Origin of the sequence: Luteibacter sp. 9135, assembly GCF_000745005.1 — a bacterium.
In the GTDB taxonomy this organism is placed as follows: domain Bacteria; phylum Pseudomonadota; class Gammaproteobacteria; order Xanthomonadales; family Rhodanobacteraceae; genus Luteibacter.
Map to the genome: position 1 here is coordinate 450,186 of NZ_JQNB01000001.1, position 23,529 is coordinate 473,714.

Genomic DNA, 23,529 nt, shown 5'->3' on the forward strand with positions numbered 1-23,529 from the left:
GGCTGGATCAACCGCGCCGCCGACGCAGGCTGTCCTTCACGTCGACATCGAATCGCACCGTGGTGGCCACGGTCTCATGACCGGGTAGTTCGAACACCAGGCCGTCCTTGCTCGGCAGCCGCGCATGCAGTTCCTGCAACGCCGTGCGCGGCACTTCCATCCGCCACTCGTGAGCATCGCCGGACAGCACGCATGCCGTGCCATCGGTGGCATCCACCGCGTAGCGCATCGTGAACACCGTGCCGAACGCCGTCGAGCCCAGCAAGGCGACGTCTTCCAGCAGGACAGCCAGCTCGTCCTCGTCGACGCGCACGCGGATGGTGTGGTTCTCCAGCTGCACTCTCATGCCGTCGCCTCGCGCCATTGATCGGGTGTGTTGCAGTTGACCAGTCGCGGCGTCACCGCGTTGTCGAGCGGCAGCGCGGCGACGCCCAGCCGCGACTGCAAGGCCGCGACCGAACACGCCCGCCCGGGTCGGGTCATCAGCTCCGCAAGCGCCGTGCGTGACATCGCATCCAGGCGCAGGCGCATCGGCAGGGGGTGGCCTTGCCAGCAACTCGTGGCATGGGTGCCTGCCGACGCCAGCAAGGGCGCGAGCAGGGACTCGCCCAGGTGCGGCATGTCCACGGGCACCACGAGCAATTCGCCGTTAGGCAGATGGTCGGCCACGCTGGCGATACCGCCGACCGGGCCGCTGCGAGGCCAGCGGTCGGGGATGCCACCAGGCCGATCGCCGCTGACCGCGACGATGGCCGCGCCGGCGGCGTGCAATGCAAGGATCGCGCGCTGCAACAGCGTGGCACCGTCGATCACCAGTGCGGCCTTGTCACGCCCCATGCGCGAGGACAGTCCGCCGGCAAGCACCAGGCCGAGGATCATCGGGCGTCCGCCGGGTCGAGGGGCCACGCATCCACCCTTCCGTTGAACGCATCCGCCGCGGACAGCCATGTGTCCGCCTGCGTATACGGCACGATGCGGTAGGCGGCCTGAGCCGGCATGACGCATACCCTCGTTTCGCCATCGATGTCATCGATGAATCGACCGAGGGCGAAGTGATGCAGGCCCTCGCGCAAGCTGACGCCTTCCGCGACGCGCACGCGCTGCGGGCGTTCGGGAGGCAAGCCCGCCAGCGCGCGTAGCACCGGCGCCACGAAGAAGCGATAGCCGACCGCGACGGCCATGGGGTTGCCCGGCAGGCCCAGCACCAGCGGGCCGGCGTCGAAGCGTGCGGCGAGCAAGGGCTTGCCCGGCCGCATCGCCACCTTGTGGAACAGGGTATGCGCGCCGAGTGCCGAAAGCGTGGTGGGAACGAAGTCGAACCGACCGGCCGACACGGCACCCGTGGTGACGATCAGGTCCACACCGGCCGCAAGAGCGTCGGCGATGGCCTCATGGAAAGCCGTTCCGACATCGGGTACCCGCTGACGGACGACCAGCTCGGCGCCCCAGCGCAACAGGCTGGCGGCGAGAAACGGGCCGTTGGAATCGTGGATGCCACCGGGCGGCAGCGTACCGGCGGGATGCAACTCGCTGCCCGTGGCGATGACGGCCACCCGCGGCCGCCGTACGACATCGACGCCATCGATGCCCAGCGCGGCCAGCAGCATGACGGCCGCCGCATCGATACGCCGGCCGGCGTGCAAGGCGACGCTGCCCGCACGGAGGTCCCCACCGACGGTACGCACGTTCTGGCCCCGCGGTTCGTCCGCAAGAAAATGCACGTGATCGCCGTCGCGTTCACAGCGCTCCAGCGGCACCACGGTATCGAAGCCTTCCGGCATGCGCGCGCCGGTGGCGATCTCGCAACATTCCGCCTCGGGGTAGGCCAATGCGCCATCGCCCGCGGCATGCATGGCGGCCACGCGGTAGCCGGAACCGGCGGCGATGGACGCGCCGGGGGCACGCAACGCGTAGCCATCCATGGCCGCGTTGTCGAACCCGGGTAGCGACAGCGGGCTGACGACATCGGCGGCGAGGACACGCCCCGCCGCCTTGTCGAGCCCTGGATGCTCACTGCTCAGCGTCCTGCACTCGGCGAGCAACCGCGTCACGGCATCGGGATAGGCAATCATCCGCCAAGACTAACGGCAGCACGCCCCGCGTGCGACACCTCCTGCGCGGACGCCGGACGGTAGGCGTGGAATGCCACCGTGGCCGAGGCGCGCCCCTGGCTCAGGGACCGCAGTGCCGTGCTGTAGCCATCCAGCCGGGCCAGCGGCACGTCGGCTTCGATCGTCGTGCGCGCCTGCGCCTCCGTGAGCTGGACGATATGCCCGCCGCGACGTTGCAGGTCGCCAAGCACATCGCCGACGGCCGTGCCCGGGGTGGTGACCGATACCCGCATCACCGGCTCCAGCAGCACCGTGCCCGTCGCCTCCAACGCGGCTTTCACCGCCATCTGCGCAGCACGATGGAAAGCGGCCTCGTTCGAGTCCACCGCGTGCGCCTGGCCGTCGAGCACCGTCACGCCGGCACCGACCACGGGGTGGCCACGCGGGCCCTCGAGCAGCGCCGACCGCACGCCCTTCTCCACGGCCGACTGGAGGGCCTTCGGAATGACGCCGCCGGTGCTGCGGTCCTCGAAGCGGTTGCCCGCCTCGCCGGTCGGTGCCAGCGACAGTACGACGCGCGCGTACTGCCCGCTGCCACCGGTCTGCTTGGCCAGCTTGCCTTCGACCGGACCGGAGGCCTTCGCCGGGGTTTCCTGGTAGGCCACGCGCGGGAAACCGGTACGTACCGGCACACCCCATTCGCGGCGAAGGCGCTCGACCGTGACCTCCAGGTGCAGCTCGCCCATACCCCAGACCAGCGTCTCACCGGTCTCCGGATCCGTGCCCACGCGAAACGACGGGTCCTCCTGCGCCAGCCGCGCCAGCCCGTTGCCGAGCTTGAGCAGGTCGGCGGAGCGTTCCGGCGACAACCGCCACGACAGCACGGCCGGCTGCGCCTGGATCGTCTCCAGCCTTACCGGGCGATGCGGATCGGCCAGCGTTTCGCCCGTGGCGACGTCTTTCCAGCCGGCGACGGCCACGATGTCGCCCGCTTCGGCGAACTCGACGGCGTCGGTTTCGTCGGCGCGCACGACGGCAAGCCGGCCCACGCGCTGGACGCGATCGGTGCCGCTGCGCCACACCGCATCGCCGACGCGCAGGCGTCCGGCATAGATACGAACGAACGCCATCGGGCCATGCGCCTGATGAACCACCTTGAAGACCAGCGCCGCCAGGGGCGCCTGCGCGTCGGGCAGCACCGCGATGTCACCGTCGTCGGTATGCGCGACCACGGGCGGACGATCCAGCGGCGACGGTAGATAGTCGACCATCGCATCGAGCAACGCCTCGATACCGACGTTGCGGAACGCGGAGCCCGGCAACACCGGCGAACCGAGGCCCGCCAACGTGCCCCGGCGCAACGCCGCGCGCAGTTCGTTCGCCGTGATCGGCTGGTCCGCCAGCCAAAGGGCGGCGAGCGTATCGTCGTGATCGGCCACCGCGGCCACGAGGTCTGCACGCGCAGCCGCATGGACGGCGCGCTCGGCGGCATCCCACGCGTGCACGCCCGCCGCGCCGGTGGCATCGAAGCGCCACGTGCGCTCACCGACCAGGTCGACCAGGCCGGTCATGTGTTCGGCCTCGATGACCGGCCGCGCGACGACCCAAGGGCGGGCGCCCAGCGTGTCCCGCATCTGCACGACCACGGCGTCGAAGTCCGCCCCCGGGCGATCCATCTTGTTGACGAACGCCATGAGCGGTACGCCATGGCGGCGTGCCTGGTGCCACACCGTTTCCGATTGCGGCTGCACGCCCGCCACGCCGGAAAAGACGGTGACCGCGCCATCGAGCACGCGCAACGAACGTTCCACCTCGATCGCGAAGTCGATGTGTCCCGGGGTATCGATAAGGGTAAGCCGATGCGGCTCGCCGCCATCCGGCGTCCACTGCGCGCGCACGGCCGCGGCACCGATCGTGATGCCGCGCTCGCGCTCGAGCTCCATGTGGTCGGTGGTGGTCGCGCCGTCGTGCACCTCACCCGTGCGATGGATCGCGCCGGAGGCGTAAAGCAGGCGCTCGGTGAGCGTGGTCTTGCCTGCGTCCACGTGCGCGATGATGCCAAGGTTGCGCCAGCGGTCGACGGGAATGCGGGTATCGCGGTTGACGGTGTTCATGGGTGACAGTGTCCTGAAGGGATCGCCAGGGGCGTGGACCAGGGGGCAAGCGAGGCACTCCCCGATCCGACGACCGCCGCCCCTGGCGGAGCCGGACGGGTCAGGATCGGGGGTCGCGGCGGTTCTTCATGGCACGTGCACTCCGGAGATGACGAAAAAAAATCAAAAAAAAGCACCCTTGCGGGTGCTTTCGACGTACTGCTGGCGCCGGACGCCTAGGAGGGCGTGCCGCACCGCACGAAGCGCGCGCACCCGCGACGCGCCCCAGGGGCGATCGATAGGCGGTGCTTCAAATCGTGCTTGCAACGGAACATGGGGTGGCGCTCTTCAAAGGTTGGCAGGGATGACACCATAGCGTCGTGCGCATGACATAGGGGCATGCACGACGCTTTCAAGCGCGCCATCGAAAGATTTCGAAGACTATATTCGGTCGAGCGGCGTCGCGAAGACGCCACAAGCAGCGGCGGTGATGTCACGGGAGCTCTATGCCACGTCCACGTGACATCCGCCAAGATCGCTGTTTATTTCCATGGAGTCCCTACCCATGCGCTACGTGAAACTCGGCCGCACCGGCCTGGAGATTTCCCCCGTCGTCCTGGGTTGCATGACCTACGGCGCGCCCGATCGCGGCAACCACGCGTGGACACTGGACGAAGCGCAGAGCCGCCCCTTCCTGCGCAAGGCGCTGGACCTGGGCATCAATACGTTCGATACCGCCAATGCCTACTCGGACGGCACCTCCGAGGAAATCGTCGGCCGCGCGCTGCGCGACTTCGCACGTCGGGACGAAGTGGTGATCGCCACCAAGACGTTCTTCCGCTGGCACAAGGGGCCGAACGGCGGGGGCCTGTCACGCAAGGCGATCTTCCACTCGGTGGATGATTCGCTCGCCCGCCTGGGAACCGACTATATCGACCTGCTGCAGATCCATCGTTTCGACCCGGATACGCCGATCGAGGAAACGCTCGAAGCCCTGCACGACGTGGTCAAGGCCGGCAAGGCGCGTTATCTCGGCGCGTCGTCGATGTATACGTGGCAGTTCGCGCAGATGATCTACACCGCGCGCCTGCATGGCTGGACCGAATTCGTCAGCATGCAGGACCACTACAACCTGCTGCAGCGCGAGGAAGAGCGCGAGATGATGCCGTTCTGCATCGACGAAGGCATCGCGCTGCTGCCGTGGAGCCCGCTGGCACGCGGACGGCTGACGCGCGACTGGGACGAAGGCAGCACCCGGCAGCAGAGCGACGTGTTCGGCAGCACGCTTTATGGCGGCACGGAAGACGCCGACCGTGCCATCGTGGCGGCGGTGAAGCAGGTGGCGGAAGCGCGCGGCGTACCGCGCGCACAGGTGGCGCTGGCATGGGTCGCGCAGCGCGAAGGCATCACCGCGCCGATCGTGGGCGCGTCGAAGCCACAGCACCTGGACGATGCCGTGGCGGCGATCGAGCTTACGCTGACCGCCGACGAGATCGCCACGCTGGAGGGCGCTTATACGCCCAGGGCCATTGCGGGCTTCGAATGAAGCCTGCCTTCCAAATGACGCGTAACCGCTGCGCGCTGAAGCGTGGCGTTTGCGATCAGCTCGCTATCGAAGGTGAGCGTGGATGCCGCCGCGTTTCGATCGCCCGTTCGATAACGTCGGCGGCCCGAGACGCACCCGTTTCCGCCCGGATGGCCGTGGCCGCGTGTTGCGCGCGCAGGGCGACGCCTTCATCGGCAAGCAGCACGCGCAACCTCGCGGCGGCGCGATCCGCGCGATAACGCGACGCTGGCAACACGGCCCCCACGCCGAGTCGAACCACCCGCGCCGCGTTGTCCGGCTGGTCGAACCCATGCGGCACGACCAAGGAGGGGCAACCGGCGCGGAGGGCTTCCTGAGTGGTGCCTACGCCGCCGTGGTGCACGACGGCCGCAGCACGTTCGAACAGGGCGCCGTGCGGGGCGTATTCGACGGCAAGCACGCCATCGGGCAGCACGGTCGGCAGGCGCGAACGCATTTCCGGTGATCCCGTCAGCAGTACGGCGCGTCGGCCCAGCATCGCGGCGGCGCCCATGCTTTCGCGAAGGAAGCCTTCACCCGCGTGGACCGCCGCCGAGCCCAGCGTGAACACCAGCGGTGGCTCGCCGGCGTCGAGGAACGCCGTCAATGGCGGCGACAGGCTGCCCAAGGAGGGAGAGTAACGGCAGTAGCCCGTCACCAGGGTATGCGCCGGCGCATCGGCCGGCGCCTGCCCGAGTAACGGCGAATACATGGCTAGCACGCCGTCGCGCGCGTGCTGCCCGCAGTGGAAGGGATCACCCCCTGCCGAGACCGGCGCCAGGCCGAGCGATTGGCGGAATCGGCGCACCGGGCGCGTCCACGGTGCCGTGACGTGCTCGGCCATACGACGAAGCCAGGCGCCGCGTCGTGGCGTGGCGCGCAGAAAGCGGTCGAGCACCGCCAGGCCCGTGGCGGGCGGATCGTACGCCGACAGGAACGCGGCCGGCGAGAGCACCGCCGACAGCCAGGCGACACGCGTGGTCTCACCCAGGATCTGCCCGGCGAAGGCCAGTGTGGTCGTCACGATGGCATCCGCATCCGCGCAGACAGGTGCCAGCGCCTGGTAGCTCGCCGCCACATCCGCGGCGGCCAGGTCGCGAACGACGAAGCGTGGGCCGCGCAAGGGGTGGAACGCCCGCGCGGCAAAGGCGGCTTTGTCCTCCGGCTCGGCGATACCGCTGGCCAGCACGAAGCGCAACCCGGCGTCCGCCACCGCTTGCCGATGGATCGCGTGCGCGCCGATCGTGACCCGGTGCCCGCGCGCCACCAGCTCCCGGCCCACCGACAGGAAGGGAAACAGGTCGCCCTGTGACCCGACCGTCGCCATCACGATGTGTCGTCCCGCCATGTCCCCCCTCCCGTCGATGTCCACGCGCATCCTCGCGGCCGGCGTGTCGACGCGATGCATCCCGACGCGTTGACCTGCCCCCACCACGCAGGCTAGTCTTCGCTCGCCAGCGGTCTTTATCTCTCTATTCGAATGGAAAGATAAAAGCTAAGAGGGAAGCCGGTGCGAATCCGGCGCTGCCCCGCAGCGGTATGTGGAGACGAACGCGTCACAGGCACTGGATCTAACAACGATCCGGGAAGCGACGCGCAAGGCGGCACCTGTTCCGGTGCCACATCCACGAGCCCGAAGACCTGCCGCCGGCCTGAGCACGCGTACCGTCATGGGTACGCGCGCTCCGCACGACCTGGACCCACCGCGCCCGCGTGGTGGCCCGGTTCGCCCGCGGGGGCGAAGGTCGACGGTACGCCGCATGACACCCACGACGCCGTGCACCTGCGTGCGGCGGCGCGCGCGTGTCCGGCAGCGGGCCGCCCTTCCCTCCTCTTTGCCACGAAGAGGACGTATCCACATGCCACACGTTACCTACCCCGGTTTTCCCCGCATCGGCAGACGCCGTGAACTCAAGCGCGCGCTCGAAAGCCACTGGCGGGGCGATAGCGACCGCGAGGCCCTGCTCGCCGTCGCCCGCCAGCTGCGCGAGCGGCACTGGCAACTCGCCCGCGAGGCCGGCGCCGACAGCGTGCCGGTCAACGACTTTTCCCTGTACGACCATGTGCTCGATGCCGCCGTCGCGGTGGATGCCATCCCCGAGCGCTACCGCGACCTGCATGCGCGGGACGCCCTGGCGGGCTACTTCGCCATGGCACGCGGTCGCCAGGACGGCACGGTTGACCTGCACGCACTGGAGATGACCAAGTGGTTCGATACCAACTACCACTACATCGTTCCGGAACTGCATGCGGGCCAGGTCTTCGCTACCCGGGCCGACAAGGCGGTGGCGGAATACCGCGAGGCCGTGGCCGCGGGCCATACGGCGCGCCCAGTGCTGCTGGGCCCGCTGAGCTTCCTTCGCCTGGCCAAGACCGTGGACGGCAGCGACCCCCTGGCCCTGCTGGATGCCCTGTTGCCGGCCTGGAGCGGCTTGCTCGACGCGCTGACGGAAGCCGGCGCCGACTGGGTGCAGGTCGACGAACCGGCCCTCGTGCTGGACCTCGAACCGGCCTGGCAGGCGGCGTACCGGTCGGCGTACGCCGCCATCGGCGAGCGCACGCGCGGACGCATCCTCCTGGCCACCTATTTCGGTGACCTGGGGGCCAACCTGGCCCTGGCCACGTCGTTGCCGGTGGCAGGCCTGCACGTGGACCTGGCCCGTGCTCCGGGGCAACTGGACGCGGTGATCGACGCGCTGCCCGCCGGGCGCGTGTTGTCCGCCGGCGTACTGGACGGCCGCAACATCTGGCTGAGCGACCCGGCCATCATCGGCCCGCGCATCGCCCATGCACGCAAGCGCCTGGGTGACGATCGACTCTGGCTGTCCACCTCGTGCTCGCTGCTGCACGTGCCCATCGACGCCGCCGAGGAAAAGCGCCTGCCCGGCGCGATCGGCGAGTGGCTGTCGTTCGCCCGGCAGAAGATCGTCGAACTGCGCCGCTACGCCGATGCCGCGACCGGCGACGAGGCCGCGCAACGCGTGCTCGCCCGCCAGCACGATACGGTGGAGGCGCGTCGCCGCTCGCACGACGTGGTGCGCGCCGAGGTGCGTACGCGCGTGCGCGGGCTGACACCGCAGTTCGGCCAGCGCCGTTCGGCCTATGCGTTCCGGGCCAACGTGCAGCGTGAGCGCTTCGGGCTGCCCGACCTGCCCACCACCACCATCGGCTCGTTCCCGCAGACCGCCGACCTGCGGCTCGCGCGTGCCGCGCACCGGTCCGGCAAGCTGGAAGACGAGGCCTACCAGGCCGTGCTGCGTGACGAAGTACGCCGCGCGGTGGCCTTCCAGGACGAGATAGGGCTGGATGTCCTCGTGCACGGCGAGCCCGAGCGCAACGACATGGTGGAGTATTTCGGCGAGCAGCTGCAGGGCTATGCGTTCACCTCGCTGGGCTGGGTGCAGAGCTACGGCTCGCGCTGCGTCAAGCCGCCGATCATTTACGGCGACGTGGCCCGGCCGGCGGCGATGACGGTCGCCTGGTCCAGCTACGCGCAATCGCTGACCAACAAGCCCATGAAGGGCATGCTGACGGGCCCGGTGACCATGCTGCAGTGGTCGTTCGTGCGCGACGACCTGCCCCGTGCCGAGGTCTGCCGGCAGATCGCGCTGGCCCTGCGCGACGAGGTGCACGACCTGGAAAAAGCAGGCATCGGCATCGTGCAGATCGACGAGCCCGCGCTGCGCGAGGGCCTGCCGCTGCATCGCGCCGACTGGGCCGATTACCTCGCCTGGGCGGTGGACGCGTTCCGCATCACGGCCGGCGGCGTCAGCGACGCCACCCAGATCCACACCCACATGTGCTATTCGGAGTTCAACGACATCATCGAGGCCGTCGCGGCGATGGATGCGGATGTCATCTCCATCGAGACCAGCCGCTCGCGCATGGAACTGCTGGATGCCTTCACCCGCTTCCGCTACCCGAACGGCATCGGTCCCGGGGTCTATGACATCCACTCGCCCCGCGTGCCGGCCGAGGCCGAGATGGCCGAGCTGCTGGACCGGGCACTTAGGGTGCTGCGACCCGACCAGTTGTGGGTCAATCCGGATTGCGGCCTGAAGACCCGTGACTGGCCAGAGGTGGCCGAAGCCCTGAAAGGCATGGTCTCGGTAGCCCGGACGGCCCGGGAGAGGCTGACGACGGCGGCATAAAAGGGACCGGTAGGAGCCCACGATGTAGGCGAACGTCTACGTAGCTAGGGCGAAAAAAGCCGACCTCGTGCCCAGGCGAGCGTTTTTAGACTCGCCTGGTGCGGCTTTAAAACGCTTCAAAAGCCGCTTCGTTCGACTCACGGCAACGCTCGCGTGGATGCGATGTGTGGCTTCATTCGCCGAGCGTGACCTGAGGGTTCGCCCACATCGTGGGCTCCTACCCCCCCCCCCCCAAAAAAGCGTGCGGGCCCGTAGACCGGGTCCCGCCCCTGAACATCCATGCAATCGTCACCATCGAGGCGTACCCTCCCCCGCTGCAAACCGGTGATGGGGGGTGTATCATGGCGCGCCCCATTTATCTCTTTATCCGTAAAGAAGGATATATACCCTCGATGAGCAATTACCTCTTCACCTCCGAGTCGGTCTCCGAAGGCCACCCGGACAAGATCGCCGACCAGATCTCCGACGCCGTCCTGGACGCCATCCTGGCTCAGGACCCGCGTGCACGCGTGGCCTGCGAGACGCTGGTGAAGACCGGTGTCGCCATCGTCGCGGGCGAAATCACCACCAGCGCCTGGATCGACCTGGAAGCGCTGACCCGCAAGGTCATCCTCGACATCGGCTACGACTCCTCGGACGTCGGCTTCGACGGCGAGACCTGCGGCGTGCTCAACCTGATCGGCAAGCAGTCGCCGGACATCAACCAGGGCGTGGACCGCAAGAAGCCGGAAGAACAGGGCGCTGGCGACCAGGGCCTGATGTTCGGCTACGCCACCAACGAGACCGCCGAATACATGCCGGCGGCCATCCATTACGCCCATCGCCTCGTCGAGCAGCAGACCAAGGTCCGCAAGAAGAAGAACTCGCCGCTGCCGTGGCTGCGCCCGGATGCCAAGAGCCAGGTCACCCTGCGCTACGAGAATGGCGAAGCGGTCGCCATCGACGCCGTCGTGCTCTCCACCCAGCACGATCCGGACGTGAAGCAGAAAGACCTGATCGAAGGCGTGCGTGAGCTGATCCTCAAGCCGGTGCTGCCGGCCAAGCTGCTGCACAAGGGCACCAAGTTCCACATCAACCCGACCGGCAAGTTCGTCATCGGCGGTCCGGTGGGCGATTGCGGGCTGACCGGCCGCAAGATCATCGTCGATACCTACGGCGGCTGGGCCCGTCACGGTGGCGGTGCTTTCTCGGGCAAGGATCCGTCCAAGGTCGACCGCTCGGCTGCCTACGCCGCGCGCTATGTCGCCAAGAACATCGTGGCGGCCGGCCTGGCCGACCGTTGCGAGATCCAGGTCAGCTACGCCATCGGCGTGGCCGAGCCGACCTCCATCTCGGTCACCACCTTCGGCACCGGCAAGATCGCCGACGACAAGATCGAGAAGCTGATCCGCAAGCACTTCGACCTGCGCCCGTACGGCATCATCCAGATGCTCGACCTGGTGCACCCGATGTACCAGCCGACGGCTTCCAACGGCCATTTCGGCCGTAAGCCCTACGAGATCACCGACAAGAACGGCAACACGTTCACGGCGTTCTCGTGGGAGAAGACCGACAAGGCCGACATCCTGCGCGAGGCCGCCGGCCTCGGTGCCAAGGTCGCCCGCGTCAAGTAAGGCTCACGCGACAGGCATGACGGAACGGGCGCCCTCGGGCGCCCGTTTTCGTTCGCGCCTGCGGCACTTCGTTAAGCCATGTCACGAGGCTTTCATGACCGGAATGCGACATCTGGATATTGTTATCGGAGGATCCACCATGTCGCGTACCCTGCCCCGCTTCCTTGCCGCTACCCTGCTGGTGGCCGCCCTGCCCTTCGCCGTCCACGCCCAGGTCAAGGATTCCAAGGGTGGCAGCGCCACCGACGCCGGCTTCGTCACCAACGCCAGCGGCGCGGGCCTGACGGAGGTCGAACTGGGCAAGCTGGCCCAGACCAACGCCGGCTCGGCGAAGGTCAAGGCGTTCGGCCAGAAGATGATCGACGACCACACCAAGGCGGGCGAGGAACTGAAAAGCCTCGCTGCTGGCGATCGTGGTTACGCCACCGCGGAAGCACCGCCGCCGGCCAACCAGAAGGACATCGATGCGCTGAAGCGCATGAACGGTGCGGCCTTCGACAAAGAGTTCGCCAAGGTGATGGTGGCCGACCACGAAAAGGCCGTGGCGATCTTCGAGGTCGAAGCCGAGAAGGGTTCGAACAAGGACCTGCAGGCGTTCGCGAAGAAGACCCTGCCGACGCTGAAGCAGCATCTAAAGATGGCCCGCAACCTCGACAAATAACAAGCCATAGCCAACCCACGTAGGAGCGCACGATGTGCGCGAATGGGTAATGCGGAGGGTTTATATGTTCCGCCACCCCCCATCGCGCACATCGTGCGCTCCTACGTGGTCCTTACGGGTGATCAGCCGTTGCGGTTGGAGCCGGACAGGACGTCGACCCACACGGCGAGGACCAGGATGGCGCCCTTGATGATCATCTGCCAGGAATTGTCCACATCCATCAGCTGCATGCCGCTGTCCAGACTGGCCATGACCAGGGCGCCGATCAGCGCGCCGTAGACCGTGCCGGAACCGCCGCGCATGGAGGTGCCGCCGATGAAACAGGCCGAGATGGCGTCCAGCTCGCCGCCGGTACCGGCGGAAGGTGAGCCGGAGCCCGTGCGTGCCACCGTGATGATGCCGGCGAAGGCGCACATCAGGCCCATCAGCGCGAACACCACCAGCTTGACCCGGGCCACGTTGACGCCGGACAGGCGCGTGGCTTCCATGTTGCCGCCGACGGCGTAGATGTGCCGGCCGAACACGGTCTGCGTAGACACATAGGTGAACACCGCCAGCAGCCCGAGCAGGATCATCACCGGAATGGGGATGCCGTTGGCGTCGTTGAGCGTGCGCACGAAGGCGAAGATGACCGCACCGATCGCCACCAGCTTGACCACGTCGATCCACGTCGCGGCCTGCTGCAGGCCGAGCTTCGACCGGCGCAGCCGACGGCGGACGGTCAACGCGACCATGGCGAGGAAGATGACGCCGCCGATCCAGCGCGACATCTCAACCGGCACGAAGCCCTGGCCCAGCTGGATCAGGTCGTCCGGTGCCGGCGCGATGGTGGAGCTGCCGGTGATGTAGAGCACGATGCCGCGGAACGCCAGCATGCCACCCAGGCCGACGATGAACGACGGCACGCGCATCTTCGTGACCACGAAGCCGTTGAACGCGCCGATGGCCAGGCCCAGCAGCATCACCACGCCGATGGACGGCCATGTACCCCAGCCCTGGTTGACCGTGAGGATGGCGACGACGCCTCCCAGCAGGCCGAGCTGCGAGCCGATCGACAGGTCGATCTCGCCCGCGATGATGACGAACACCATGCCGCAGGCAAGCATGCCGGTGATGGCCATCTGCCGGAACAGGTTGGACAGGTTGCCCGGCGTGATGAACGCCGCGTCGGTCTTGACGTGGAAGAACACCCATATGAGTGCGACGGCGATGAGCAGCGCGAGGATCTTGTAACGGACGAACAGTTGCTGGATTTGCTGGGCCTGCATGGAGGAGCTTCCGTGGTGGCGCGTGAAAGGGTTCGAAGGATCAGGCCGCGTGAGCGGGGCCTTCGGCGGCATGGGAGATCGCAGCCTCGAGGACCTGTTCCTGGGTGAGACCGACGTTCTTGAAATCGCCGCGAAGCTTGCCCTCGCCGACGACGAGCACGCGATCGCTCACACCGAGCACCTCGGGCATTTCCGAGGACACCATGATGATGGCGACGCCTTTCGCGGCCAGCTCGAACATCAGCTTGTAGATGTCGTACTTGGAGCCGACGTCCACGCCGCGCGTGGGCTCGTCGAGGATCAACACCTTCGGCCCGGGCAGCAGCATCTTGGTCAGCACCGCCTTTTGCTGGTTACCGCCGGACAGGCCGACGATGGCCAGTTCGGGGCTGGCGGTCTTCACACGCAGCCGCTTGATCTCGGCGTCGACCACCTGCAGCTCGGCCTGGCGATCGATCTGGCCGGCGTGCGCGTAATGCGCCAGCGTGGCCAGGGTGATGTTGTCGCCGACGCCCAGCAGCGGCACGATGCCCTGACGCTTGCGATCTTCCGGCACCAGCGACAGGCCGGCCTTGATCGCCTGCTCGGGCGAACGGATCTTCACCGGCTTGCCTTCCAGCACCAGCTCCGCTTCGTAGCGGCCCGGGTAGGCACCGAAGATGGCCGAGACCAGCTCCGTGCGGCCTGCACCCACCAGCCCGGCGATGCCGAGGATCTCGCCGCGACGCACGGCGAAGGAGATGTCGTCGACCCGCTTGCGGTTCGGGTTGGCCACGTCCCAGCAGGTGACGTGCTTCGCCTCGAAGATCACCTCGCCGATGTCGTGGTCCATCTTCGGGAACAGGTTCTCGATCTCGCGGCCCACCATCGCGGTGATGATGGAATGCGTGGTCATCTCGCTCATGGGCTTTGTGACGATGTGCTTGCCGTCGCGGATGACCGTGACCGTATCGCAGACCCGCGCCACTTCATCCAGCTTGTGCGAGATGTAGACGCAGGCCACGCCGTCGCGCTTGAGGTCCTCGATGATCGACAGCAACGTGTCGGTCTCGGACGAGGTGAGCGACGAGGAAGGTTCGTCGAGGATTAGCAGGCGCGCATTCTTGGCCAGCGCCTTGGCGATCTCGAACAGTTGCTGGTAGCCGCCACCGTAGTTCATGACCGGGGCCGCGACGTTGACATCCTTCAGCTTCAGCCGGGCCAGCAGGGCCTCGGCCTTGGCGTACATGGCGTCGTAGTCCATCACGCCGCCGAACTTGCGGATCTCGTTGCCGAGGAAGATGTTCTCGGCGACGGAGAGCTGCGGTACCAGCATCAACTCCTGGTGGATGATGACGATGCCGGCGTGTTCGCTGTCGCGCACGGACTGCGCCTGCAGTGGTTTGCCGTCGAACAGGATCTCGCCTGCCCAGGTGCCGTAGGGATACACGCCGGAAAGCACTTTCATCAACGTGGACTTGCCGGCACCGTTCTCGCCGCACAGGCCGACGCACTCGCCGGGCCGCACGGCCAGGTCGATGCCATTGAGCGCGCGCACGCCGGAAAACTCCTTGACGATCTGGCGCATCTCGAACAGGTATTCGCTCACGGTGTTCCTCTCTCATGGCGACGCCCCGCACCAAGGCGGGGCGTCCCGATCTTACGCTTTAACGCCCTGCGCCCGACGCCTTACTGGCCGACCTGCGCCTGGGTGTAGAAGCCGTCCTTGACCACCAGGTCGACATTGGCCTTGGTCAGCGCCGTCGGCGAAAGCAGGATGGTGTTGATGTCGCCGGTGCCGTTGTTCATCTTCGAGGTGAAGTTCGGCGTCTTGCCCTGGGCGAGGTCGACGGCAAGGTTGGCGGCGTCCGTGGCGATCGTCTTGATCGGCTTGTACACCGTCATGGTCTGCGTACCGGCCTTGATCCGCTTGATCGCGGCGAGGTCGGCATCCTGGCCCGACACGGCCACCTTGCCGGCCAGCTTCTGGCCGTTCAGCGCGGCGATGGCGCCACCCGCGGTGCCGTCGTTGGAGGCGACGATGCCCTGGATGTCGTTCTTGCTGGCGGTGAGCGCGTTCTCGATGATCTTCTGCGCATTGGCGGCCAGCCACTCGTTGGTCCACTGCGAACCGACGATCTTCACCGCACCGCTCTTGACCAGCGGGTCGATGACCTTCATCTGGCCTTCGCGGAGGATCTTGGCGTTGTTGTCGGTCGGCGCGCCGCCGAGCAGGAAGTAGTTGCCCTTGCCACCGGTGGCGTCGACCACGCCCTGTGCCTGCATCTGGCCGACCTTGTCGTTATCGAACGAGATATAGGCGTCCACGGGCGCACCCAGGATCAGGCGGTCGTACGAGATGACCTTGATACCGGCTGCCTTGGCCGACTTGACCACGTTGGTCAGCGTCTTGGCGTTGAACGGCACGATGACGATGACGTCGACCTTGCGTGCGATCAGGCCTTCGATCTGCTGGATCTGCTTCTGCTCGTTGGCGTCGGCGGACTGCACCGACACGGTGGCGCCCTTGGCTTCGGCCGCGGCCTTGAAGTAGTCGCGATCCTTGGTCCAGCGCTCCACGCGCAGGTCGTCGATGGAGAAGCCGATCACCGGCTTTTCCTTGCTGGCGTGCGCCTGCGGCGCGCCGAAGATGCCGGCGCCGACCATTGAAACGGCGAGTAGGGTGTATAGGGCCTTCTGCTTCATGCTCATCTCCATGCTTGGGTACACCCCCGGTCGGGGTGGAAAAAACGCGCCTCAGGGGGCGTCGGAATACAGCGGCTTCAAACGCTCGTACGAGCGGCGGAACAGAGGGTGACGCGTTTGCAGGAAATATGCATGACGCGCTGCATCGGGCTCCCGCACGGCGGTCACCTCGGGCATCGGGCAGACCTCGTCCAGCGTGGCGTCGGTATCGACGGCCAGCCGGGCCAGGCGCGCCGCGCCCAGGGCCGGACCCACCTCGCCACCGCTGCGAAGCACCAGCTTCTTGCCGAGTATGTCGGCCAGCATCTGGGTCCAGTAGGCGCTGCGCGAACCGCCACCGATCACCGTGACCTCGTCGGCCACCAGGCCGGTGGACTCCACGGCGAGCAGGCCGTCGAGCAGGCCCAGGCCAACGCCCTCCAGGGTGGCGTTGGCCAGGTCGGCGCGCGACGTGCCAGGCACCAGGTGCGTGAACGAACCGCGGGCGTGGGCGTCGTTGTGCGGCGTGCGTTCGCCGGTGAGGTAAGGCAGGAACATCGGGCCGTCCGGCTTGAGACCGGAAGCCTCCGCCTCGGCGAGCAGGGCCGGCACGTCGCTGAAGCCGGTGAGCCGCGCGGTGAAGTCCAGGCAGCTGGCCGCGTTGAGCATCACCGACATCAGGTGCCAGGTATCGGGCAGGGCGTGGCAGAAGCTGTGCACCGCCTGTTCGGGACTGGCCCGGAAACCGTCGGAAACAGCGAAGTACACACCCGACGTACCCAGCGAGAGCATCGCCTGCCCGCTGCGCACGATGCCGACGCCCACGGCGCCGGCGGCGTTGTCACCGCCGCCTGCGGCCACTGGCACCGTATCCATGCCCCAGCGGTCGGCCAGGGCCTGGCTCAGCCGGCCGGCCGGCTGGCTGCCTTCGAACACCGCCGGCATGTGCGAGCGATCCAGGCCGGTGGCGGCCAGCATCGCGTCGCTCCACTGGCGCTTGCGCACGTCCAGCCAGAGGGTACCGGCGGCATCCGATGCATCGGTCATGTACTGACCGGTCAACCGGAGCCGCAGGTAATCCTTCGGCAGCAGCACCTTCGCCACCCGGGCGAACACATCGGGCTCGTGCTTGCGCACCCAGGCCAGCTTGGGCGCGGTGAACCCAGGGAACGCCACGTTGCCGGTGATCTCGCGGAACCCGGGCACGTTCTCCAGCTCGAGGCATTCGCGATCGGCGCGGGTGTCGTTCCAGAGGATCGCCGGACGCAGGACGGCATCGTCCGCATCCAGCAGCGTGGCCCCGTGCATCTGCCCGGACAGGCCAATGGCGGCCACGCGGCGGGCATCGGTGCCCTCGAGCACCTCGGCCACGGCTGCTTCGGTCGCGCTCCACCAGGTGGCCGGGTCCTGCTCGGACCAGCGCGGTTTGGGATGGGATACCTCCAGCGGGCTGGAGGCACTGGCCCGCACCGCCCCGGTATCGTCGATGAGCACCGCCTTGACCGATGAGGTGCCGAGGTCGATGCCTAGGTACATGCGTTCCTGTGCGTCCATCACGGGTTCCCTGTCAGCCGTAGATATAGCGGTTGACGATGTTCTCGAGCAACTCCTGGCCGCCGGAGACATGCTTCGGCTGGATGTCCCGCGTCATGGCTTCATCCGACAGCGATGCGAGGGTAAACCCGCCGTTGAGGATCTTCGCACCCAGCTCGGCATCCCAGCCCGCGTAGCGCTTCGCCTTGAAATCGGCGATGGCATCGCGCTCGATCATCTTCGCCGCACGCTCGAGGCTGAGCGCCAGCGCATCGATGCCGCCGATGTGGCCGTGGAAGAGGTCTTCCGCCGCGCTGCTCTGGCGACGCACCTTGGTGTCGAAGTTGTAGCCGCCCGTGGTGAAGCCGCCGGCCTTGAGGATCTCGTAGGTCACCAGCGTGAGTTCCTCGACGCTGTTGGGGAACTGGTCGGTATCCCAGCCGTTCTGCGGATCGCCACGGTTGGCGTCGATGGAGCCGAACAGGCCCAGCGCGATGGAGGTGGCCACCTCGTGCTGGAACGAATGCCCCGCCAGCGTGGCGTGGTTGGCTTCGAGGTTGGTCTTGATCTCGTTTTCCAGCCCGAAATCCTTGAGGAAGCCGTAGACCGTGGCGCTGTCGTAATCGTACTGGTGCTTGGTCGGCTCCTGCGGCTTGGGCTCGATCAGGATCGTGCCCTTGAAGCCCAGCTTGTGCTTGTGTTCCACCACCATCTGGAGAAAACGGCCCAGCTGTGCGCGCTCGCGTTTCAGATCGGTGTTGAGCAGGGTCTCGTAGCCCTCGCGGCCGCCCCACAGCACGTAGTTCTCACCCTTAAGGCGGTGCGTGGCTTCCATCGCGTGGCGCACCTGGGTAGCCGCATAGGCGAACACTTCCGGCTGCGGGTTGGTCGCGGCGCCGGCGGCATAACGCGGGTTGCTGAACACGTTGGCGGTGCCCCAGAGCAGCTTGACGCCGGTCTCGGCCTGCTTCTTTTCCAGCACGTCGACCATGGCGGCGAAGTTGTTGCGGTACTCGGCCAGGTTGGCGCCTTCCGGTGCCACGTCGGTGTCGTGGAAGGTGTAGAACGGCGTGCCCAGGCGCGAGAAGAAATCGAAGGCGGCGTCGGCTTTCTCGCGGGCCTTGCTCATCGGATCGCCGGCGGTCTGCCAGGGACGCTCGAACGTGCCCGCGCCGAATACGTCGGAGCCCGGCCATACGAACGTGTGCCAGTAGCAGACGGCCAGGCGCAGGTGCTCGGCCATGCTCTTGCCCAGGATCTGCTTCTTCGCATCGTAGTGATGGAACGCCAGCGGGTTGTCCGAGCCGGGGCCCTCGAAGGCGATGTTGGGAATATGGGAAAAGTACGACATAACGAATCCTTGACAAACGTGGGGACGAATCGTGTCGATGCTGACTAGCCCGGGGCATCCGGCGCAATTGCGATTTCCCTCGCCACCCCGGTACTTTTCTTTGCCGCGCTGCGTCATGGCCGGAAACGGCGATTCCTGCTAGTTTTCGCGGCCATGGCACCGCACCGCATCGCCCTGCTCTTCAATGCCAACAAGGTGTACGACCGCCAGGTCATCGCCGGCATCGGGCATTACCTCAACAGCACGCGGGTGGAATGGGACCTCTTCATGGAAGAAGACTTCCGCAGCCGCATGCGCGACATCCACCTGTTCCGCGGCGACGGCGTCATCGCCGACTTCGACGACCCCGAAGCCCCGGATGCCCTGCGCGACCTGCACATCCCCGTGGTGGCAGTGGGCGGCTCGTACCGCGATGCCGCCGATTACCCGGTCGGCGTGCCTTACATCGCCACCGACAACGTCCGCCTCGTGCGCCTGGCCTACGACCACCTGATCGAGCAGGGGCTGACGCGATTCGCCTTCTATGGCATTCCCCGCAGCCCCGGCAGCCGCTGGGCGCAGGAGCGCGAGCACGCCTTCCAGGCCATGGTCGACGAGGAATCGGTGGAGGGCGTGGTGTACGAGGGCTCACCCACCAGCGCGGGCGGCTGGGGCCATGCGGTCGAGGAACTGGTCACCTGGCTGGCGGAGCTGCCCAAGCCGATCGGCATCATCGCGGTCACCGACGCGCGCGCGCGCCAGCTGCTGCAGGCCTGCGTGATGGGCGGTTTCGCCGTGCCCGAACAGATCGCCATCGTCGGCATCGACAACGACCCCATGGCGCAGCTGCTCACCCGCATTCCACTCACTTCCGTGATCCAGGGCGCGGAGGAAATGGGTCGCACCGCCGCCCACCTGCTGCACCAGATGCTGCGCGGCGTGGACTGCTCGGCCTCGCGCGTGCTGGTGCCCCCGGTGGGCATCAACGTGCAGGTGTCCAGCCGGTTCCAGCCGATGCGCAGCCCGCACGTCATGCGCGCCAGCCACTACATCCGCCAGTACGGCTGCCTGGGCATCAAGACCGAACAGGTGGCCGACTACGTGGGCGTGTCCCGCACCGTGCTCGAGGAACACTTCAAGCGCGAGCTGAAGCAGACCGTCCACCAGGTGATCCTCAAGCACAAGCTGGACACCGCCTGCGACCTGATCGCGCACTCCGAGGTTCCGCTGGGCGACATCGCGCTGCGCTGCGGTTTCACGTCGCTGCAATACATGTATGCGGTATTCCGTCGCGAGTACGACTGCACGCCACGCCAATACCTCGACCTCCATCGCAAGACGGCGGCCACCTGACCGCCTTCCGCAGGGAACGCTTCATCCATGCCCGTATCCAACGCCACCGCCTGGGGCCACCTCCCCGACGGCCGCCCGCTCCATCGCTGGACCCTGCGCAACGCCCGCGGCGCGCAGGTCGACATCGCCGACCTGGGCGGCACCCTGCTCTCCTGGCAGTCGCCGGATCGCCAGGGCCGGATGGGCGAGGTGCTGCTCGGCCACGCCGACGCGGCCCAATACCTCGCCTCCGACGCCTACATGGGCGCCATCGTGGGCCGCTGGGCCAACCGCATCCGTGGCGGCCGGTTCCGGCTGGACGGCATCGACTACCGCGTGGACCGCAACGATGGCGGCAACCACCTGCACGGCGGCCACGAGGGCTTCCACGTGCAGCGCTGGGATGTCGAACCGGACGGCGATTCGCTGGTGTTGCGACTGGTCTCCCCGGAAGGCGACGGCGGGTTTCCCGGCGAGGTGAGCGTGGAACTGCAGGTGCGCCTGGACGACGAGGGCACGCTGGATCTGGCCTATGTCGCCACGAGCGATGCGCCGACACCGCTCAGCCTCACCGCCCATCCTTATTTCAATCTCAACGACCGCCGGCCGGATATCCGCGACCATATGCTGCGGATCGACGCCGACGAGTTCCTGGCGATCGATGGTGGGGCCATCCCCGTGGGACGCCAGCATGTCGCTGGCACGGCCTTCGATTTCCGCGAGGCCGCCCCGATCGGCTCACGCCTGCACTGGCCCGACCCCCAGTTGCGCCTGGTCGGCGGGTTCGACCATTGCTACATACCGCAGGGCCCGGCCGGCGCGGCCCCCCGCACGGTGGCGGTGGTCAGCGAACCCTCCAGCGGCCGCCGGCTAACCGTGGCGAGCGACCGCCCCGGACTGCAGTTCTACAGCGGGCAGAAACTCGCCGGCCAGCTCGATCGCTATGGCGAGGTCTACGGACCGTTCGCCGGCTTCGCCCTGGAAACCCAGGCTTTCCCAGACCAGATCAACAGCCCCGAGGCCGAGGCGGTCGTGCTCCGCCCCGGCGCCCCCTGGCGCCAGCACACCCGCTATACCCTCGGCATAGGGGCGTAGGAGCGCACGATGTGCGCGAAAAGCCAACAGGGCGGCGACGCGGCCACGCGCCCGCGTAGCGACGTAGCGACGCGGCACCGCCCATCGCGCCCATCGTGCGCTCCTACACCCCTTCGTACAGCGCGACCGATCCACCCCGTGCCCCGCTACCCGGTTACAATCGCGGGCATGTCTCTTATCCAATTGCTCAATGTCGACTACAGCGTCGGCGGCCCGCTCCTGCTCGAACAGGTGAATCTCTCCCTCGACGCGGGCGAGCGCGTCTGCGTGGTCGGGCGCAACGGCGCGGGCAAGTCCACGCTGATGAAGCTCATCGCCGGCGAGATCCATGCCGAGGACGGCGAGATCCGCCTGCAGGGCGGTACGCGCATCGCGCGGCTGACGCAGGAAGTGCCGCAAGACACCACCGGCAGTGTCTTCGACGTGGTGGCCGAGGGCCTGGGCGAACTGGGCCACCTGCTTGCGCGGTACCACCACCTGCTGGAAGAAGGCGACATGGATGCCCTGGGCGACGTCCAGGCGCAGATCGAGGCCCACAACGCGTGGGACCTGGACTCCCGCGTGCAGCAGGTCATCGAGCGGCTGGAACTGCCGGCCGAGACCGACTTCGCCGACCTCTCCGGCGGCATGAAGCGCCGCGTGCTGCTTGGCCAGGCGCTGGTCCGCGACCCGAACCTGCTGTTGCTGGACGAGCCGACCAACCACCTGGACATCGAGGCGATCGCCTGGCTGGAAACGTTCCTCAAGGGCTTCGCCGGCAGCATCGTCTTCATCACCCATGACCGCAGCTTCCTGCGCGCGCTAGCCACCCGCATCGTCGAGATCGACCGCGGCAACGTCACCAGCTGGCCGGGCGACTACGACAACTACCTGCGCCGCCGCGAGGAACGCCTGCACGCCGAGGCACAGGCCACCGCCCATTTCGACCGCAAGCTGGCCCAGGAAGAAGTGTGGATCCGCCAGGGCATCAAGGCGCGCCGCACCCGCAACGAAGGCCGCGTCCGCGCGCTGAAGGCCCTGCGCCGCGAGCGCGCCGAGCGTCGCGAGCAGACCGGCACGGCCAAGATCACCCTGGGCAGTGCGCAGGCTTCGGGCCGCAAGGTGGTCGACCTCAAGCACGTCACCCATGGCTACGCCGGCCGCACGCTGCTACGCGACCTGTCCACCACCATCATGCGCGGCGACCGCGTCGGCATCATGGGACCCAACGGTGCGGGCAAGTCCACGCTGCTGAAGATCCTGCTGGGCGAGCTGAAGCCGCAAACCGGCGAATCCACGCTGGGCACCAGCCTGCAGATCGCCTATTTCGACCAGCACCGCTCCACGCTGGACGACACCGCGAACGCCCTGGACAACGTGGCCGAGGGGCGCGAATACATCGAGCTCAACGGGCAGCGCAAGCACATCATCGGCTACCTGCAGGACTTCCTGTTCTCGCCCGAGCGCGCACGCGCGCCGATCACCCGCCTGTCCGGTGGCGAGCGCAACCGCCTGCTGCTGGCCAAGCTGTTCGCGCAGCCATCCAACCTTCTGGTGATGGACGAACCCACCAACGATCTCGACGTCGAGACGCTGGAACTGCTGGAAGAATTGCTCAACGAATACACCGGCACGCTGTTGCTGGTGTCGCACGACCGCGACTTCATCGACAACGTGGTCACCAGCACGCTGGTGCTGGAAGGCGACGGCGAAGTTGGCGAGTACATCGGCGGCTACAGCGACTGGCTGCGCCAGAAGCCGGCCATCGAGGCGGCCCGCGCCGCCAGCGCAAAGGCCTCCGCGCCGGCGCCCGCCGCGGCAACGCCGCCCCCGGCCGCGCCGAAGAAGAAACTGTCTTTCAAGGAGCAGCGTGAACTGGACCTGCTGCCGGCAAAGCTCGAGCAGCTCGAGACCGAGATCGCGAAGCGCACCGAGGCGATGAACGACCCGAAGTATTACCAGCAGGATGCCGCCGCCATCACCCGCGCCAACGAGGAACTGGCGAAGCTGCAGGCCGAATTGGATGTGGCGTTCGCGCGGTGGGAAGAACTCGAGGGTTGAGGAGATCGGGTAAAGCGGCGTTAAAAGCATCGCCCACATCGTGGGCTCCTACCCGGCCTCGCCCCGGTAGGAGCGCACGATGTGCGCGAAAAGCCAACAAGGCGGCAACGCGGCACCCCCCTCCGTTGCCGCGT

17 protein-coding genes and 1 riboswitch are annotated in these 23,529 nt (G+C 67.3%); of the genes, 7 read left to right on the forward strand and 10 right to left on the reverse strand.

The window, feature by feature from the left end:
- Window positions 1-7 precede the first annotated feature (7 nt).
- From FA89_RS02030 to fusA, 4 genes are read right to left on the reverse strand one after another with little or no spacing between them, the layout of a single operon-like run.
- Entirely contained in the window at window positions 8-346 is a 339-nt protein-coding gene (locus FA89_RS02030; RefSeq protein ID WP_036137719.1) for a hypothetical protein, read from the reverse strand.
- Window positions 343-906, reverse strand: coding sequence for a molybdenum cofactor guanylyltransferase (mobA, locus tag FA89_RS02035; RefSeq protein WP_240003835.1), 564 nt, complete (start codon window positions 904-906; stop codon window positions 343-345). The genes FA89_RS02030 and mobA overlap by 4 nt, the downstream gene beginning before the upstream one ends.
- Window positions 876-2,072, reverse strand: a complete 1,197-nt coding sequence (locus tag FA89_RS02040; protein WP_051938461.1) for a molybdopterin molybdotransferase MoeA — start codon at window positions 2,070-2,072, stop codon at window positions 876-878. Before FA89_RS02040 ends, mobA begins: the two co-directional genes overlap by 31 nt.
- Window positions 2,069-4,165, reverse strand: a complete 2,097-nt coding sequence (fusA, locus tag FA89_RS02045) for an elongation factor G (RefSeq protein ID WP_036137722.1) — start codon at window positions 4,163-4,165, stop codon at window positions 2,069-2,071. Before fusA ends, FA89_RS02040 begins: the two co-directional genes overlap by 4 nt.
- A gap of 544 nt (window positions 4,166-4,709) precedes the next feature.
- Between fusA and FA89_RS02050 the strand changes: the two genes are divergently transcribed.
- Entirely contained in the window at window positions 4,710-5,690 is a 981-nt protein-coding gene (locus FA89_RS02050) for an aldo/keto reductase (RefSeq protein WP_036137723.1), read from the forward strand.
- A 55-nt stretch (window positions 5,691-5,745) separates the two neighbouring features.
- Here FA89_RS02050 and FA89_RS02055 read toward each other — a convergent pair whose 3' ends face one another.
- Entirely contained in the window at window positions 5,746-7,056 is a 1,311-nt protein-coding gene (locus FA89_RS02055) for a glycosyltransferase (RefSeq protein ID WP_051938462.1), read from the reverse strand.
- Between the two features lie 93 nt (window positions 7,057-7,149).
- A riboswitch (cobalamin riboswitch) is annotated at window positions 7,150-7,371 on the forward strand.
- 196 nt (window positions 7,372-7,567) lie between these two features.
- Between FA89_RS02055 and metE the strand changes: the two genes are divergently transcribed.
- From metE to FA89_RS02070, 3 genes are all read left to right on the forward strand, one after another.
- The gene (gene metE / locus FA89_RS02060; protein WP_036137724.1) at window positions 7,568-9,859 is read left to right on the forward strand and encodes a 5-methyltetrahydropteroyltriglutamate--homocysteine S-methyltransferase; all 2,292 of its coding nucleotides are present in this window, start codon (window positions 7,568-7,570) and stop codon (window positions 9,857-9,859) included.
- Between the two features lie 392 nt (window positions 9,860-10,251).
- Window positions 10,252-11,472, forward strand: coding sequence for a methionine adenosyltransferase (gene metK / locus FA89_RS02065; protein ID WP_036137726.1), 1,221 nt, complete (start codon window positions 10,252-10,254; stop codon window positions 11,470-11,472).
- Between the two features lie 139 nt (window positions 11,473-11,611).
- Complete coding sequence (locus tag FA89_RS02070) at window positions 11,612-12,133, forward strand: DUF4142 domain-containing protein (RefSeq protein WP_051938463.1); 522 nt, start codon at window positions 11,612-11,614, stop codon at window positions 12,131-12,133.
- A gap of 122 nt (window positions 12,134-12,255) precedes the next feature.
- Here the strand turns inward: FA89_RS02070 and FA89_RS02075 are convergent, their stop codons facing one another.
- From FA89_RS02075 to xylA, 5 genes are all read right to left on the reverse strand, one after another.
- Window positions 12,256-13,401, reverse strand: a complete 1,146-nt coding sequence (locus FA89_RS02075) for a sugar ABC transporter permease (RefSeq protein WP_051938464.1) — start codon at window positions 13,399-13,401, stop codon at window positions 12,256-12,258.
- Between the two features lie 40 nt (window positions 13,402-13,441).
- A complete protein-coding gene (locus tag FA89_RS02080) occupies window positions 13,442-14,989 on the reverse strand; it encodes a xylose ABC transporter ATP-binding protein (RefSeq protein ID WP_036137729.1) in 1,548 nt (515 codons plus the stop codon).
- A gap of 80 nt (window positions 14,990-15,069) precedes the next feature.
- Window positions 15,070-16,086 carry a D-xylose ABC transporter substrate-binding protein gene (gene xylF, locus FA89_RS02085; RefSeq protein ID WP_221174271.1) on the reverse strand — a complete coding sequence of 339 codons (1,017 nt, stop codon included), beginning with the start codon at window positions 16,084-16,086 and terminating at the stop codon, window positions 15,070-15,072.
- Window positions 16,087-16,137: 51 nt separating this feature from the next.
- On the reverse strand, window positions 16,138-17,619 hold the full coding sequence (gene xylB / locus FA89_RS02090) for a xylulokinase (protein ID WP_343123025.1): 1,482 nt from the start codon (window positions 17,617-17,619) through the stop codon (window positions 16,138-16,140).
- A gap of 13 nt (window positions 17,620-17,632) precedes the next feature.
- A complete protein-coding gene (xylA, locus tag FA89_RS02095; protein WP_036137734.1) occupies window positions 17,633-18,949 on the reverse strand; it encodes a xylose isomerase in 1,317 nt (438 codons plus the stop codon).
- Between the two features lie 153 nt (window positions 18,950-19,102).
- Between xylA and FA89_RS02100 the strand changes: the two genes are divergently transcribed.
- The 3 genes from FA89_RS02100 (at window position 19,103) to FA89_RS02110 (ending at window position 23,395) form a co-directional block, all read left to right on the forward strand.
- The gene (locus FA89_RS02100; RefSeq protein WP_036137735.1) at window positions 19,103-20,281 is read left to right on the forward strand and encodes a XylR family transcriptional regulator; all 1,179 of its coding nucleotides are present in this window, start codon (window positions 19,103-19,105) and stop codon (window positions 20,279-20,281) included.
- 27 nt (window positions 20,282-20,308) lie between these two features.
- A complete protein-coding gene (locus FA89_RS02105) occupies window positions 20,309-21,355 on the forward strand; it encodes an aldose epimerase family protein (protein ID WP_036137737.1) in 1,047 nt (348 codons plus the stop codon).
- Window positions 21,356-21,523: 168 nt separating this feature from the next.
- Window positions 21,524-23,395 carry an ATP-binding cassette domain-containing protein gene (locus tag FA89_RS02110; protein ID WP_036137740.1) on the forward strand — a complete coding sequence of 624 codons (1,872 nt, stop codon included), beginning with the start codon at window positions 21,524-21,526 and terminating at the stop codon, window positions 23,393-23,395.
- Window positions 23,396-23,529 lie beyond the last annotated feature (134 nt).

Bases quoted from the DNA above. Each gene is read 5' to 3' on its own strand.
- metK (WP_036137726.1), top strand. From the start codon at position 10,252: ATGAGCAATTACCTCTTCACCTCCGAGTCGGTCTCCGAAGGCCACCCG.
- xylA (WP_036137734.1), bottom strand. From the start codon at position 18,949: ATGTCGTACTTTTCCCATATTCCCAACATCGCCTTCGAGGGCCCCGGC.
- FA89_RS02075 (WP_051938464.1), bottom strand. From the start codon at position 13,401: ATGCAGGCCCAGCAAATCCAGCAACTGTTCGTCCGTTACAAGATCCTC.
- FA89_RS02030 (WP_036137719.1), bottom strand. From the start codon at position 346: ATGAGAGTGCAGCTGGAGAACCACACCATCCGCGTGCGCGTCGACGAG.
- FA89_RS02070 (WP_051938463.1), top strand. From the start codon at position 11,612: ATGTCGCGTACCCTGCCCCGCTTCCTTGCCGCTACCCTGCTGGTGGCC.
- FA89_RS02050 (WP_036137723.1), top strand. From the start codon at position 4,710: ATGCGCTACGTGAAACTCGGCCGCACCGGCCTGGAGATTTCCCCCGTC.
- FA89_RS02040 (WP_051938461.1), bottom strand. From the start codon at position 2,072: ATGATTGCCTATCCCGATGCCGTGACGCGGTTGCTCGCCGAGTGCAGG.
- FA89_RS02105 (WP_036137737.1), top strand. From the start codon at position 20,309: ATGCCCGTATCCAACGCCACCGCCTGGGGCCACCTCCCCGACGGCCGC.
- FA89_RS02055 (WP_051938462.1), bottom strand. From the start codon at position 7,056: ATGGCGGGACGACACATCGTGATGGCGACGGTCGGGTCACAGGGCGAC.
- metE (WP_036137724.1), top strand. From the start codon at position 7,568: ATGCCACACGTTACCTACCCCGGTTTTCCCCGCATCGGCAGACGCCGT.
- xylB (WP_343123025.1), bottom strand. From the start codon at position 17,619: ATGGACGCACAGGAACGCATGTACCTAGGCATCGACCTCGGCACCTCA.
- xylF (WP_221174271.1), bottom strand. From the start codon at position 16,086: ATGAAGCAGAAGGCCCTATACACCCTACTCGCCGTTTCAATGGTCGGC.
- fusA (WP_036137722.1), bottom strand. From the start codon at position 4,165: ATGAACACCGTCAACCGCGATACCCGCATTCCCGTCGACCGCTGGCGC.
- FA89_RS02110 (WP_036137740.1), top strand. From the start codon at position 21,524: ATGTCTCTTATCCAATTGCTCAATGTCGACTACAGCGTCGGCGGCCCG.
- FA89_RS02100 (WP_036137735.1), top strand. From the start codon at position 19,103: ATGGCACCGCACCGCATCGCCCTGCTCTTCAATGCCAACAAGGTGTAC.